This is a genomic window from Pseudomonas sp. MWU12-2037 (genome assembly GCF_023242345.1).
Classification (GTDB): Bacteria; Pseudomonadota; Gammaproteobacteria; order Pseudomonadales; family Pseudomonadaceae; genus Aquipseudomonas; species Aquipseudomonas gingeri_D.
Map to the genome: position 1 here is coordinate 545,966 of NZ_JALLIZ010000001.1, position 14,037 is coordinate 560,002.

11 protein-coding genes are annotated in these 14,037 nt (G+C 64.6%); all 11 read right to left on the reverse strand.

Going from position 1 to position 14,037, the window contains the following annotated elements:
- Window positions 1-39 precede the first annotated feature (39 nt).
- The 11 genes from M5B42_RS02455 to M5B42_RS02505 all read right to left on the reverse strand — a co-directional run bounded on the left by M5B42_RS02455 (window position 40) and on the right by M5B42_RS02505 (window position 13,847).
- Entirely contained in the window at window positions 40-648 is a 609-nt protein-coding gene (locus M5B42_RS02455; protein WP_177102222.1) for a glutathione S-transferase, read from the reverse strand.
- Window positions 645-4,286 carry an SbcC/MukB-like Walker B domain-containing protein gene (locus tag M5B42_RS02460; RefSeq protein WP_248744929.1) on the reverse strand — a complete coding sequence of 1,214 codons (3,642 nt, stop codon included), beginning with the start codon at window positions 4,284-4,286 and terminating at the stop codon, window positions 645-647. Before M5B42_RS02460 ends, M5B42_RS02455 begins: the two co-directional genes overlap by 4 nt.
- Window positions 4,283-5,527, reverse strand: a complete 1,245-nt coding sequence (locus M5B42_RS02465) for an exonuclease SbcCD subunit D C-terminal domain-containing protein (protein ID WP_248744930.1) — start codon at window positions 5,525-5,527, stop codon at window positions 4,283-4,285. The genes M5B42_RS02460 and M5B42_RS02465 overlap by 4 nt, the downstream gene beginning before the upstream one ends.
- Before the next feature lie 20 nt (window positions 5,528-5,547).
- Window positions 5,548-7,197 (reverse strand): BatD family protein, encoded by a 1,650-nt coding sequence (locus tag M5B42_RS02470; protein WP_248744931.1) that lies wholly within the window; start codon window positions 7,195-7,197, stop codon window positions 5,548-5,550.
- The gene (locus tag M5B42_RS02475) at window positions 7,194-8,951 is read right to left on the reverse strand and encodes a tetratricopeptide repeat protein (RefSeq protein WP_248745015.1); all 1,758 of its coding nucleotides are present in this window, start codon (window positions 8,949-8,951) and stop codon (window positions 7,194-7,196) included. The genes M5B42_RS02470 and M5B42_RS02475 overlap by 4 nt, the downstream gene beginning before the upstream one ends.
- Entirely contained in the window at window positions 8,951-10,027 is a 1,077-nt protein-coding gene (locus tag M5B42_RS02480) for a VWA domain-containing protein (RefSeq protein WP_248744932.1), read from the reverse strand. The genes M5B42_RS02475 and M5B42_RS02480 overlap by 1 nt, the downstream gene beginning before the upstream one ends.
- On the reverse strand, window positions 10,020-10,514 hold the full coding sequence (locus M5B42_RS02485) for a DUF4381 domain-containing protein (protein WP_100942933.1): 495 nt from the start codon (window positions 10,512-10,514) through the stop codon (window positions 10,020-10,022). Before M5B42_RS02485 ends, M5B42_RS02480 begins: the two co-directional genes overlap by 8 nt.
- Complete coding sequence (locus M5B42_RS02490) at window positions 10,511-11,455, reverse strand: DUF58 domain-containing protein (RefSeq protein ID WP_103495777.1); 945 nt, start codon at window positions 11,453-11,455, stop codon at window positions 10,511-10,513. The genes M5B42_RS02485 and M5B42_RS02490 overlap by 4 nt, the downstream gene beginning before the upstream one ends.
- Before the next feature lie 8 nt (window positions 11,456-11,463).
- The gene (locus tag M5B42_RS02495; RefSeq protein ID WP_103495776.1) at window positions 11,464-12,423 is read right to left on the reverse strand and encodes a MoxR family ATPase; all 960 of its coding nucleotides are present in this window, start codon (window positions 12,421-12,423) and stop codon (window positions 11,464-11,466) included.
- Between the two features lie 213 nt (window positions 12,424-12,636).
- Window positions 12,637-13,389 (reverse strand): CDP-diacylglycerol diphosphatase, encoded by a 753-nt coding sequence (locus M5B42_RS02500; protein ID WP_103495775.1) that lies wholly within the window; start codon window positions 13,387-13,389, stop codon window positions 12,637-12,639.
- 101 nt (window positions 13,390-13,490) lie between these two features.
- Window positions 13,491-13,847 (reverse strand): hypothetical protein, encoded by a 357-nt coding sequence (locus M5B42_RS02505; RefSeq protein ID WP_103495774.1) that lies wholly within the window; start codon window positions 13,845-13,847, stop codon window positions 13,491-13,493.
- Between the last annotated feature and the right edge of the window lie 190 nt (window positions 13,848-14,037).

The window sequence follows — 14,037 nt, forward strand, 5'->3', positions numbered from 1 at the left end:
AGGTTTCAGATTGAGCGCTTTCAAGTGAACAAGCCCCTGTCAGGGCTTGGCCATGACGGAGTTGAACAGTTCCGATGCCAGGAACTGTTCCAGCCAGCTCTGTAGATGTTTGTACGGCGCTTGCGCAAACCACACCTGATCCACATGGGCAAATTGACGCACGAACGGTGCGACTGCAATGTCCGCCAGGCTCAGGTGTTCGGCCAGCAGATGGCCGTTACGCGCAAGCAGACCGTCCAGTTTCAAGAGAAATTGCCCGCCCTGTTCCCGGTAGTGCTCCATGGGGAACTCCGGGTAGCGCACCGCGTACTTGTAGCGGTCCAGCCACCGTTTGAAAACCGTGTCATTCTCTTCGATCAGCAGCCCCGTGGCCTGTGCCGTCACGGGATCGCTGCCGAGCAACCAATCCTGCGGATCATGCTGGGCCAGCGCCCAGTGCATGATCTCCAGGCTCTGTTCGATCACCCGCCCATCAGCACACGCCAGCACCGGCACCGTGCCCTTGCTCGACAATTCCAGCATCCGCGCCGGCTTGTTCTTGAGGCTGACTTCCTCGATGTCTACCGCCACCCCCGAATACCGTAGCGCCATGCGTGCGCGCATGGCGTAAGGGCAGCGGCGGAACGAATACAGCGTGGCCGGCGTCATTTCACCTCCAGGGTGCTCAGCCCGTTGCCTTGGCGGCGTACCTGAATCTGCACCGGTATCCGCTCGTGCATTTCCTGCACATGGGAAATCACCGCGACCTTGCGGCCCTGGGCTTGCAGGCCGTCCAGCGCATCCATCGCCAGTTGCAGGGATTCCGGGTCGAGACTGCCGAAGCCTTCGTCGATAAACAGCGATTCGATCTTCAGCGTGCTCGAAGCCATCGACGCCAGGCCCAGGGCCAGGGCCAGCGAGACCAGGAAGGTTTCGCCGCCGGACAACGAATGCACCGAACGCAGTTCGTCGCCCATTTCCGTGTCCATCACCAACAACCCGAGCATGCTGCCGCCACGCTTGAGGCGATAACGCCGCACCAGTTGGCGCAGTTGCGCGTTGGCATGGTGCACCAGCAGGTCGAGGTTGTAGGCCTGGGCCAGTTTGCGGAAGCGATCGCCGGTGGCCGAGCCGATCAGCGCGTCCAGGCGTGCCCAGCGCTGATACTCGTTGTTGGCCTCGGTGATCCGCTGTTGCAGCTCCTGGTTGGCGTCCTGGCGGCGCTGGTCTTCGGTTTGTCGCGCGCGCAGTTCCGCACAGTGGTGTTCACTGGCAATCAGCTGGGTTTGCAGATCGCTCAAGGCGGCGTCCAGTGCTGGCGCGTCGAGGTTGCCATTGTGCTGGGCTTGATGCTGCTGAAGGTGTTTCTCCCGCTCCTGCAGCAACACCCGGGCTTGCTCGACGGCTTTTTCGCTGATTTGTAATTGCTGGCGCAGTTGGCTGACATGTTCATCGTCGCAGGCCAGCAGTTGCTCAAGTCCGGCGTCGTCCAGTTCCGGGTGGCGGGCACGCCAGTCCGCGACTTGTTGCGCCAGTTCCAGGCTTTCCTGTTCCAGGGCCTGCCGGCGTTCCTGGCGGGCCTTGATGTCGGCGCCGAGCTGGATCAGTTGACTACCGAGTTCCTGTAACTGCTGGTTGGCCGAAGCATCGGCCTGCCGCGCATGCTCCACCGCCTGGTCCATCTGCTGCTGCCAGGCTTCGACGCTGGCGTGTTCGCCGATCAGGCCGACCAGCTTGAGCTGGCTGGCCTGCTGCTGCTCAAGGAGCGCGGCGCAACGTTGTTTCAGCTCTTCGTATTGCTGTTCTCGGGTTTGCTGACGAACTTGCTCCAGTTCGATTTTTTCCTGGCGCTCGCGCTGTTCCTGCTGCTCCTCGCGCTGCTGTTCCAACTGACCGAGACGTTGCGCGACCTGTTGATCGAGCTGCATGAAGGTCGCCGCCGGATCCTTGCGCAGGCCTTGCAGGGTCTCGTCCGGCAACAGGCTGGCGAAGGTGCCCAGTTCCTGTTCCAGTCGTTCCTGATCGGCACCCATCTGGCGTTGCTGATCGAGCAAGTGCTGGCGCGCGGCCTGGCTGGCTTCGGTGGCGGCCTGCAATTGTTGCTGGAGCCGCGCCGCATCCTGTTGCAGGGTGAGCAGGGCGGTTTGCCGTTGCTCGTCCTGGCCGATGTTCTGCTGCAACTGGTGCAACTGCTGGTTGATCCAGGCCCCGCGGCGAGCGTCATCCTGTTCCAGTAGCGTGCTGTGCAGCGGATGGGCTTGCAGGCTCGGCGCCAGTTCCTGATGCTGCTGGGCCAGCTGTTCCTGCTGGGTGAGCAGCTCTTTCTGCTGGGCAATCAGCCCGCCGACCTTTTCCCGCAGTTGGCTGAGCTTTTCCGTCAGCGTGTCGACGGCCTGCCGTGCGGCGGCCTCTTCGCTCTCGTCGTGACGACCCAGGCTCTGCAACAGGGCCTCGGGTTGATGGTAGGGATGTTCATGGCTGCCGCATACCGGGCAGGGCTGGTCGTCCTGCAACTGTCCGCGCAGTTCTTCGACGCTGGCGCTGCGGGCCAGGCGCTGGCGTTCAAGCAACTGCCGGGTAATCGTCAGGGCCTGCTCGGCGACCTTGAGTTCATCCCGTGCCTGCAGGCCTTCGCGGTTGAGTTCATCGCGTTGCTGCTGGGCGTTCTGCTGCCGTTCCTGCAACTGCTGGGTGCGCTGGTCCAGCTCGCGCTGGCGGCTCCACAGTCGTTGCAGTTCTTCGAAGGCGCGCAGTTGCTTGCGATTGTCCTGCAGCAGGCTGCCGAGAATCTGGATCTGTTCGCCGACAGCGGCCGGTTCCGCTCCGGCTTCGCTGTACAGCACTTCGAGCGCGCCACGCTGCTCAGCAAGCTGTTGGTCGGTGTGGGCGACCCGTGCCTGCAACTGCTCCAGCTCGCGTTGGCCCTGGTTCAGTCGATTGCCGATCAGCATCAACTGTTGCAAGCGATCGCGATAGGCGTTCCAGGCCTCGCTCAACGGGGCGAGGGCGGCGCTGTGCCGCAACTGTTCGGCGATTTGCTCCAGGCGCGTGGCGACCTGCTGCTGTTGCTCCAGCAGTGAAGTGAGTTGCGCGCGGCCTTCGCTGCCGGCCTGTTCGGCGGCCTGCTTCTGCCGCTCGGCATCGTCCAGGTCCTTGCCCAGGTGGGTCAGCGTGGCCTGTTCATCGAAGGCCTGGCGTAGCAGTGGCGCACTATCGCTTTGCCGGGTCAGGGCTTCGCTCAACTGGGTATGGGCATTCGACCGGCTCTGTTCAAGCTGCTGCTGACGGGCCTGCAAGTCGGCCTGCTGGTCCAGATGCTGCTGGATCTGCGCGGCCAGTGGCGCCAGTTGCTCGTTCAGTTGACGCTGGCGGGCGAACTGATGCCGTTGTGGCGCCAGTTGTTCCAGGCGGGCGAGTTGCTGGCGCTCGGCGCCATGGGCCTGCCAGTCCTGTTCCGCGCCTTGCAGTTGCTCGGCGGCGGCCTGGTGTTGTTCCTGCCGTTGCAGCAGTTCCTTGAGCCAGGTGTGCTGTAGCTCAAGCTGCTTGAGCTGGGCTTGCCCGGTCTTGAGTTGCTGTTGGGCTTCACCGAATTGTCGATCCAGCTCGACCCGTGCTTCAGCGTCCATGGGCGCGATGCCACCGGCCTGGTCCAGCAACAGCTTGTGGGCCTCGCGGGCCTGCTTGGTCTTGTCGAAGGCACGCCGGCCGAGGCGGGTATAGAGCGCGGTATCGGTAAGCTTTTCCAGCAGTTCGCTACGCTCGTTGTCGTCAGCCTTGAGAAAGGCGCTGAACTCGCTCTGGGCCAGCAACACGGCACGGGTGAACTGTTCGAAGTTCAGGCCCAGGCGGCTTTCCAGCAGGGTCTTGTATTCGCCTTTCTGGCTGGCCAGCAGTTGGTCGCTGTCCAGATCGCGCAGGCTCTGGCGGCTGGCCTGCAACTTGCCGCCGGCTTTGTCCCGGGCGCGGTTGGCTTCCCAGCGTGCGCGGTAGCGGCGGCCGTCGATACCGACAAAATCCACTTCGGCATAGCCTGCGCCGGTGCCGCGACGCAACAGGGTGCGCGGGTCGCCGGTGCCGATCTCGCCATCGGCGTCCGGCACCTTGGCATCGCGCGACGCATTGTTCAGCCGGGGTACGGCGCCGAACAAGGCCAGGCACAAGGCATCGAGCAGGGTACTTTTACCGGCGCCGGTGGGGCCGGTAATGGCGAACAGGCCGGCGCTGGCCAGGGGCTCGGCGGTGAAGTCCAGTTCGAAGGGGCCGGCAAGGGAGGCCAGGTTTTTCAGGCGGATGGCGAGGATCTTCATGGCTGTTCGCCCTCCAACTGGACTTCCTGCAACAGCAGGGCAAAGTCATTGAGGGTCGCTTCGTCCACCGGGTTGCCGTAGCTGTCCTGCCAGGCACGGCTGAACAGTTCCTGCGGGCTGAGCTGATCGAGATCGATCAGTCGCTCGTTGTCCGTTTCGCCTTCACCCCCGTTTGAGCCGGCGTACTCGGCGGCGATCCGCACCAGGCGCACGGCCTTGCCTTGCAGGGCGGTTTCCACTTGCTGGCGCAGGTCCGGCTGCGGCTCATCCAGGCGTACTCGCACTTCCAGCCAGGGTTGGCGTTGCAGGTCGGCCAGCAGGTCGACATCGGGCAACTGCGCCAGCTGTTCGAGGATCTCGGCAAATGGCACCGGGCCCAGGCGCTGCAGGTTCACGGCGCGGGGGATCAGGCGGCTGTCGACGCTGACCAGGGTTTCGCCGTCGAGGACGATGTCAAGGATCTGGTGTTGGTAGGCGATTTCCGAGAACGACAGGGGAATTGGTGAGCCGCAGTAGCGAATACGTTCCTCGCCGTTGACCTTCTGCGGCTTGTGCAGATGGCCAAGGGCGACATAGCTGACACTGGCGTCGAACAGGCTTGCCGGCAGAGCCTCAGCGCTGCCGATGATCAGGCTGCGCTCCGAATCCTCGGAGACCGAGCCGCCGGCCATATGTGCGTGGCTGATGGCGACCAGGGCCTGGCCCGGCTGGCGCTTGGCGTTGGCCGCGGCGATCAGTCGGCGATGCACCTCGCCGATACCCTTCAGGTAGTGGTCACCCAACTGCGTGCCGGTGACTTCGGCAGGCCGCAGAAAGGGCAGGGCCAGGCACCAGGCGGCGATTTCACCGTTCGCGGCGGGCAATGGCAGCAGCAGGCGTTCACTGTCCAGCTCGCCATCGTCGAGCCACAGCACCCGGCCCACGGCGTGGGTGCGCAGTCGGCGCATCAGCGGCGCGGGCAGTTCGATACGGGAACCGGAGTCGTGGTTGCCGGCAATCATCACGATGGTCAGCAGCGGCTGTTGTTCGTGGGCGCTGACGATAAAGTCGTAGAGGCGCTCCTGGGCTTTGACCGGCGGGTTGACGGTGTCGAAGATATCGCCGGCGATCAGCAGGACATCGGGCTGCTGTTGCTTGAGTTGGGCCAGAAGCCAGGTGAGAAAACAGGCGTGTTCGAAATCTCGCTCCTGGCCATGAAGGTTCTGGCCAAGATGCCAGTCGGAGGTGTGAAACAGGCGCAAGGCAAACTCCAACTTATCGATTATTTGGGGTAGAGCGGCGGCAGGCTGCTGTCGCTGGCCGGGTCCTGGACGCGCTCGGCGACCGGGATCGCGCGGATCGCCCGCCACAGTTCCTCACCTTGCCAGTACTGGCCGCTTTCGCTGTAGAGCGCGCCATTGAGGCCGTCCAGGGCATCGGACAGGGTGATAAACCGCGCGGCCATGTCGGCCAGGGTTTCCGGTTGCTGCCGGGCCCAGGCATCCAGGGCCTGGCGGGTGGCCTGGGGATCGTTGGCCAGGCAGGTCCGTTTGAGGTCGTCGAGCAGCGTCCGTGGGCTCGGGCCGGTCTGGGCGGCGCGGTGCACCGCCGGCTGCGAGCGGGCCCGCCACCACAGGCCGAAACCCAGCAGGGTGGTGCAGGCGAGGATCAGCGTGCTGAGCTTCCAGGCCCACAGCAGCGGCGGTTGCGGCGGCGTGTTGTTGGCGGCACTGCTCACCGGCGTGTCCACCGCCAGGCTCGGGTTGTTCGCCACTTGCAGGGTCCGCGCCGGCAGTGTGCTGCGCTCCATATGCTCTTCATGGGTATTCCACCAGGTCACTTCCACCGCCGGCAGGTCGAAGCTGCCGCTGTGGGTCGGCACCAGCGCCTCGCGTTCCTCGCGGGTGCCGATCAGGCCGCGTTCGGTGTTCTGGTTGCTCAGTTGCGCCTGGTCCGGGTAGCGTCGCAAGCCATTGAGAGTGGTCGCCGGCAGCGGCGGCAGTTGCCCGCTGGAGAGCCCTTCGGCCTTGAGGGTCAGGCTGCGGGTCAGGGAGTCGCCGACCTGGCTGTGATCCGGTTCCGGGCTCCAGCTTTCACTGAGGCTCAGGCTGCGGGCCGGCAGCCACGGCACGTCGGCGGGCCAGGTATCGGGCTGGGGTTTGACCTGCAAGCGCATCTGCTCGGAGCTGACGCGCATCAATTTGCCGGGTTTGGCGCCCTGGGGCACCTGGCCCTGGTTTTGATTCGGCTGGGCGTCCACCAGGGTGGCGGTAAACACCTGCGCGGGGATCGTCAGTTCACCGCTGTGCTGCGGGTAGATCGCATAACGCCACTCGATCACGCCATGGCGCACGCCATTGATCAGCTTTTCGTAAGTGCGCGACTCGCCCAACTGCTCGATACGGGCATCGGGGATCTGCAAGGGGGTGAGGCTGCTGTCGTCATACAGCGACACCGAGTGATAGATGCGCAGGGTCAGCACGGCCTGGGCCTGGACGTAGACGCTGTCCTGGTCGAGGCTGGCGTCGATGAACACCGGCGCCAGGTTGCTGGCCGCGGCCTGGTCCTCGCCTTGCAGCACCTGCAGGGTGATCGGCTCGCTGCTGAGTTCGCCCAGGTGCAATTCCGGGATTGTCACGTTGCCGTTTGCCTTTGGCGTCAGGGTGACGATCCAGCGCGTGGTGGCCTGGCTTTCGCCGCCCAGGGTGGTCAACTGGTTGACCTGGCGGGTGCCGCGCACTTCGAACTGCGGGTCCAGCGGGGCCAGGTCGGGTTTGCCGAACTGGGTGACATCCTTGGATTCGAGGGTCAGTTCCACCGACTCGCCGGAGTTCAGGCGCGTGCGGTCGACGCTGGCCAGCAAGCCCTCGGCATGGGCCGACAGGTTGGCGCAGAGCAGCAGCGTAAGGAACAGGGAGAAGCGCAGGGTCATCGGGTCTTGTCCTGATGGAGCTGTTGTTCGTACCAGAATTTGCGCCGCAGCAGTTCTCCCGGGTCATCGGGGATCTGTCGCAGCCATTGTTCCAACGCCTGGTGGCGTTCACCGTCGATGATATCGGCGGCGGCCCGCAAGGGCGGATGGGTGGTCTGTTCGTCGCCCAGCTCGCTGCCGGGTACCTCGTTGCCGCCGGGCTGATTGCCCGCTTGGCTGGCCTGGGCGTCCGGCGGCTGGTTGCCGGTCGCCGGGTTCTGTTCCTGGGGCGCGGACTGCGCCGTGGCGGTGCTGGACGAATTCGTCCCGGCCGGGGCCGATTGCGCGGCGTTTTGTTCGTTGCCGGTTGTGGCGGCGTCGGCGGGCTTGCTTGGCTCAACCGGTGGCTTGGCCTGTTTTTCCCTGAGCAACTCTTCCACCAGTGTCCGGTTCTGCAAGGCTGGTCGCAAGTCCGGCTGACGTTCCAGGGCCTGTTCGTAGGCGTCCAGCGCCGCTTCCAGCTCGCCGCTGCGGGCCAGGGCGTTGCCCCGATTGTAGTGGGCGTTGGCATCGTCGCCTTCGGCAAACTTCTTCGCGGCGGCGGCGTAGTCGCCGGCTTCATAGAGGGCCAGGCCTTGCCATTGCGGGTCCTCGAAATGTTGTGCGGCTTCGATCGGGCGCTTTTGCTCAAGCAACTGCTGGCCCTGTTGGTCTGGCCGCAACCATAGATCCCTCAGCTCAAAGGCCTGGCTCGGCTGTGGGAACAGGAAGAACAGTGGCAGGCAGAACAACCAGCCACGCCGTCCGGCACAGGCGGCCAGCAGCAGGAGCGGCAACAGCAACCAGTAGCCCTGGTCGGCCCAGCTGTCGAGCTGTACGGTCTGGCCGTCCTTGCGCAGGTGGCGCGGGCCGTCCAGCAGGCCGAGGCCGCGCAGGTCGCTGTCGTCCAGGCGGGCCTGGCGGTAGCGGCCGCCGATTTCGCCGGCGAAGTCCTTCAGGCTCTGGCTGTCGAGATGCGGCACCAGGATCGTGCCTTGGTCGTCCTTGAGGAAACCGCCGTTCTCCTGGGCCACCGGCGCACCATCGCGGGTGCCGATCCCGAGGATCAGCAGGCTGTGGGGCTTACCGTCCAGGGCCTGGCGGATGCCTTGGCGTTCCTGCTCGCTGAGGGACGAGCCGATCAGCAGCAGCCGGCCTTCGCCCAGGGCGCCACGTTCGAGCAGGGTCAGGGCCTTTTTTACTGCAAGGTCGGCGCGATGGCCTTCCTCGGGCATGATCGAGGGTTTGATCGCGTCCAGCAGATTGCGGCTGGTGCCCAGGTCATCGGACAGCGGCACCAGCGTATGGGCGCTGCCGGCGTAGACGATGATCGCCGTCTGCGAGTCGCTGCGAGCGCGCAACAGGTCGAACAGTTTGCGCCGGGCCTGTTCCAGTCGATTTGGCGGGGTGTCGGTGGCGAGCATGTCCGGCGTCAGCTCGAGTAGCACCACCAGCGGGTCCAAGGGTTTCTGGGTGGACTCTTCGACCCGCTGCCAGCTCGGCCCGAGCAGGGCCAGGGCGGCGAGAGTCCAGCCCAGGCCGAGGGCGATCAGGTGCAGTTTGCTGCTGTTGCGGCTGCCACCATTGAGCAGGACCCGATGGAACGCCGTCGGCAGGATCATCTGCCAGCGGCCGGCGCGTTTCTGCCGGTGCCAGAGTTGCCACAGCAACCAACCCAGCAGCGGCAGGACCAACAGCGAGATAGGGCGGAACCAGTGTGGCCAGAGGGCTTCGATCATCGACGCCTCCGCAGACGCAGGCGTTCCAGGCGCTGGCGCCATTCCGGGCGCTGCGGCAGGAACTGCCGGCGTGCCAGCCAGCGTTGCAGCAGGTTGTCCGGCCAGCGTTCGCGGATCACCAGCAACACGCTGATCAGCAGGGCCAAGCTGAGCGGCCAGTGATACAGCGCTCGGGCGGGGCGGGCCTGGGTGGGTTGTTGGGCGACAGGTTCAAGCTGGTCGAGGGTTTCCTTGATGGCTTGCAGCTCCTGGCCGTCGCGGGCACGGAAATAGCGACCGCCGGTGATGCTGGCGATCTCCTTCAGCGCCGGCTCGTCGAGGTCCATGCTCGGGTTCAGGCCGAGCATGCTCAGGGTCCCGGTTTGTTGCGGATCGGCACCCATGCCGATGGTGTAGATCTTCACGCTTTCTTCGGCGGCCAGGTGCGCGGCGGTGATCGGATCGATTTCGCCGGCGTTGTTGGCGCCGTCGGTGACCAGGATCAGCACCCGGCTTTGCGCCGGCCGCAGGCGCAGGCGCTTGATGGCCAGGCCAATGGCGTCGCCGATGGCGGTGTTCTTGCCGGCGATGCCGATCTTCGCTTCATCCAGCCAGATGCGCACGGTGCGTCGGTCGAAGGTCAGGGGGGCCTGCACATAGGCCTTGCTGCCGAACAGGATCAGGCCCACGCGATCGCCTTCGCGGTGCTCGAGAAAATCGCCGAGCAGGTGCTGGACCAGGCCCAGGCGGCTGATGTCCTCGTCCTGCCAACGCATGTCGGGGTATTCCATGGAGCCGGACAGGTCCACCGCCACCAGCAGGTCACGACCGCTGGCGGCCAGCGGCAAGGGGTCGCCCAGCCATTGTGGCCGCGCGGCGGCGCATAACAGCAGCAGCCAGAGCAGGATGAACGGCAGTTGCTGGCGCCAGCTCGGCAGGCTGACCCGGGCGCGGCGGCGGGCCAGGCTTTCCAGATCGGCGAGAAAGCTGATCTTCAGCGATGCTTCGCCGCTGTCGGCCACCGGCAGCAGGATGCGCATCAGCCAGGGCAGCGGCAGCAAGGCAAAGAGCCAGGGCCAGGCGAACTCAAACATGTTTGCGGATCCAGGTGTCGATCGCCTGGCTCAACCCGGCGATGGCCTTGTCGTCGAGCTTGCATTCGGGTTTGTAGGCGCCTTCCACCAGCACCATCCAGCGGGTCAGGCCGGCGGCTGGACAGCGGTTGTCGAGGAACGCCAGCCATTTACGGCCATTGAGGGTGTGGCTCTGGCTGTAGGGGTAATGGTTGCGGCACAGGCGCTTGAGCAGGCCGTTGAGTTGTTGCAGCCAGGCCCCGGCCGGTGCGCCGTCATAGGGCTTGGGCAACTGCGCGAGTTCCGCCAGGGCGGCCAGGCGCACCGGGTCCAGGGGCTGTTCGGCGCGGGCGACGGGGCGCTTGGCCGGCAGGAAGCGACGCAGGTACCAGAGCCCGACGCCCAGCAGCGGAATCAGTGCCAGCAGCAGCCACCAGCCCGGTGCCGGTGGCCAGAAACCCTGGATCGGCGGGGTGATCAGCGGTTGCAGTTGCTCCAGGCTGCTCATGGTTGTTTCCCCGGTCGCTGGGGGTTCAGGTACTCGCGTAACTGCTCGACCATTTCGCTCTGGGTGCTCAAGGGCATCAACAGCACCCGCAGTTTCTGCGCCAGCAGCTCCCAGCGGGCAATCCGTGCTTCACCCTGGGCGCGGTAGGTCTGGCGCAGCTCCAGGTTGAGGGTGTCGAGTTCCAACTGCGCGCCGCGCTCGGCAAAACGCAACAGGCCGGCGGCGGGGAGGGCATGGTCGAGGGGATCGGAAACCGGCAGCATCAGCAGGTCGCAATGACGCGAGAGCAGGCTGAGTTGTTGTTCGGCGGCATCGCTCAGGGCTCGCTCGTCACAGATCACGATCACCAGGCTGCCGGGGCGCAGCACCTTGCGCGCGCGGATCAGCGCCAGGCCCAAGGCATTGGGATCGGCGGCGGTTTCGGTGTGCAGCGAGTGGTTGACCCGCACCAGGCGGTTGAGCAGTTGCAACAGGCTTTGCTTGCTGCGCCGCGGCTTGATCTCGTAGTGCTCGTTGTCGCCGTAGACCAGGCCGCCGACCCGGTCGTTGTGGCCCAGGGCGGCCCAGCCGATCAGGCTCGCGGCCTGGGCGGCGAGCACCGACTTGAAGGTCAGCCCCGAGCCGAAGAACAGCTGGCGGCTCTGTTCCACCAGAATGAAGATCGGCCGTTCGCGTTCTTCGTGAAACAGCTTGGTATGGGGTTCCTGGGTGCGGGCGGTGACGCGCCAGTCGATGGTGCGCACATCGTCGCCGGCCTGGTAGACCCGCACCTGGTCGAAATCGACCCCACGCCCGCGCAGTTTCGAGTGGTGCAGGCCGATCAGCGGGCTGCGCTGGCTCGGCGTCGAGAACAGCTGCACTTCGCGCACGCGATGGCGCATCTCGATCAGTTCGGCGAGGGTGGTGCGGATACCGGGTTCGGCGGGCAGGGGCGCGATCATGGTCCGGGTCAGGCGACGGCGACGACATCGAGGATGCGCTGCACCACCCGATCCTGGTCGATCCCGGCGGCTTCGGCCTCGAACGACAGGATGATACGGTGGCGCAGTACGTCGAACAGCACCGCCTGGATATCCTCGGGGCTGACGAAATCGCGACCGGCCAGCCAGGCATGGGCCCGCGCGCAACGGTCCAGGGCAATCGAGCCGCGAGGGCTGGCGCCGTAGGCGATCCATTCGGCCATCTCCGGGTCGAACTTGGCCGGTGTACGGGTCGCCATCACCAGTTGCACCAGATACTCCTCCACCGCATCGGCCATGTACAAGCCGAGGATTTCCTTGCGCGCGGCGAAGATCGCCTGTTGGCTGACCCGGCGCTCGGGCTTGGTTTCGCCGTTCAGGGCTTCGCCCCGGGCCTGTTGCAGGATGCGCCGTTCGACCGAGGCATCGGGGAAACCGATCTTGACGTGCATCAGGAAGCGGTCGAGCTGGGCTTCGGGCAGCGGGTAGGTGCCTTCCTGCTCGATCGGGTTCTGGGTCGCCATCACCAGGAACAGCGGCGACAGGTCGTAGGTACTGCGTCCGACGCTGACCTGGCGTTCGGCCATGGCTTCCAGCAGGGCCGACTGGACCTTGGCCGGCGCGCGGTTGATTTCATCCGCCAGCACCAGGTTGTGGAAGATCGGGCCTTGCTGGAACACGAAACTGCCGGTTTCCGGGCGATAGATCTCGGTGCCGGTGATGTCGGCCGGGAGCAGGTCGGGGGTGAACTGGATGCGATGGAACTGCGCTTCGATGCCTTCGGCCAACTCCTTGATGGCCTTGGTCTTGGCCAGGCCCGGGGCGCCTTCGACCAGTATGTGACCGTCGGCCAGCAGGGCGATCAACAGGCGCTCGACGAGTTTTTCCTGGCCGAGGATCTGGGCTGAGAGAAAGGTTCGCAGCGCAAGCAGCGCTTCACGATGTTCCATCGATGAGTGTTCCTGGAGAGGGTGGCCGACGGCATTCGAATGAATGTCACGGCTGGGGGCGTTACTTTAATGCATCGGGGGTGGTGGCGACTAACGGCTATGGGGATTTTTATGGATTTTGAGGAAAAGTCTTACCTGGTTGGGAATCATCTCCTGTAAGCAGCCCCGCCCAGGCGATTTCTCACTGGGCGGGGGGGGCGCTCGCGTTACGGGTTATTGGGCCAGTGCGCAGCCATAGTCCTGGATCTCGCCGGCGGAGCCGCGGCTGAAACCGACCAGGCTCAAACGGTTCGCCAGCAGCAACAGGTCACCGCCGGGCGCTACCACCAGGGCCAGGCCATAGTGGGACAGGCTGTCACCCTGTTGTCGGGCATATTCACCCAGCACCTTGAACGGGTTTTCCTGTTTCAGGTCCTGGCCGTTCAGGCGTTTCGCCAGGTACTCATGGCCGTTCAGCCTGACCGCCAGGGGCTGCCACGCCTGGGTCACCCGCGGGGCTTGTTCGACCAGTTGCTGGTAGATCCCGGGGCGCAGGCAGGCCAGATGGATATGCAGTTGGCCCTGGGAGCGGCCATACGGCGAGTTGATGGCCAGCGAGAGAAACTCGTCCTTGATCGGTTTGCCGGCTTCGGCGGACAGGCGCCCACGTTGCTGCCAGGCACTGGCGAAAAAGGCGTAGGCATTGTCCTCGAGCAGCAGCGGACTCTCGATGCCGGTGACCCGGTCAGTGGGAATGGTCAGGTCATGCAGCGGGCCCTGGCGATCCTTGAGCAAGGCAACGTGCTGCTGCAGATCCACCCTCAGGCACGGCGCGGGGTTCTGGGCGTCCTGCTGATGGGGCACGCATTGCTGGCCGACAATCTGCCAAAGCGCATTGCCTTTGCCGAGTCCCCAGATCAGCCAGGACCCCGCCGCCAGTACAGCGACCACCAACACCAGCCCTGAAATTTTCAGCCACTTGCTCATGCCACTTTCCTGATCAGAAGTAAAAACCGGGACACTCTAAACCAGCTCTTCGTGCTTTTTTGTGTCGATTCTGATCGCGGATGTTTCAAGCCGATCGGCTGTCAGCCCAGTTCGCTGACATAGGTGCCGGTGCCGGCAAGAATATTTTTCAGGGTTTGCTCGACTTCGGCCAGGTCGGCCGCGTCGGTCTGGTGCTGGATCTCGAGGTGATCGTCGCCGTTGAGCGCATCGGCATCGGCGGCGGCGATTTCGATCAGCAGGCGCGTGGCGCTGAGGGTCACCTTGATGCCATCCAGGGTGGAGGGTTCGCCATCGAGGGTGATCTCCAGTTCATCCTCGTCGGGATAGCGGGTCATCAGGAACATTTCGCCCTTGTCGCTATGGCAGCAGAGCATGGCCATGTTGTCTTCTTCATCGTCGCAGGGGTTGGCGATCAGGTGGGCGGTGCTGAGCTGCATGGCGGAAGGTCCTGTCTGGGCGGGGGGAGCGCTATTTTGCCTGTATTCGGGATATTTTTCAGGGCTGAGTGACTGGAAAGCTTAATGGTTATAAGACGCATCCGGATATGATTTGATTATTTCTATCATCAAGGGGCACTCGTACAGACCTGTCATTTCTGACAGTAGACGTCGCCGCCGGAAGTCTTGA

Excerpts from the sequence above, each read along its gene's own strand:
- M5B42_RS02455 (WP_177102222.1), bottom strand. The coding sequence starts at position 648 with ATGACGCCGGCCACGCTGTATTCGTTCCGCCGCTGCCCTTACGCCATG.
- M5B42_RS02460 (WP_248744929.1), bottom strand. The coding sequence starts at position 4,286 with ATGAAGATCCTCGCCATCCGCCTGAAAAACCTGGCCTCCCTTGCCGGC.
- M5B42_RS02470 (WP_248744931.1), bottom strand. The coding sequence starts at position 7,197 with ATGACCCTGCGCTTCTCCCTGTTCCTTACGCTGCTGCTCTGCGCCAAC.
- M5B42_RS02480 (WP_248744932.1), bottom strand. The coding sequence starts at position 10,027 with ATGTTTGAGTTCGCCTGGCCCTGGCTCTTTGCCTTGCTGCCGCTGCCC.
- M5B42_RS02485 (WP_100942933.1), bottom strand. The coding sequence starts at position 10,514 with ATGAGCAGCCTGGAGCAACTGCAACCGCTGATCACCCCGCCGATCCAG.
- M5B42_RS02490 (WP_103495777.1), bottom strand. The coding sequence starts at position 11,455 with ATGATCGCGCCCCTGCCCGCCGAACCCGGTATCCGCACCACCCTCGCC.
- M5B42_RS02495 (WP_103495776.1), bottom strand. The coding sequence starts at position 12,423 with ATGGAACATCGTGAAGCGCTGCTTGCGCTGCGAACCTTTCTCTCAGCC.
- M5B42_RS02500 (WP_103495775.1), bottom strand. The coding sequence starts at position 13,389 with ATGAGCAAGTGGCTGAAAATTTCAGGGCTGGTGTTGGTGGTCGCTGTA.
- M5B42_RS02505 (WP_103495774.1), bottom strand. The coding sequence starts at position 13,847 with ATGCAGCTCAGCACCGCCCACCTGATCGCCAACCCCTGCGACGATGAA.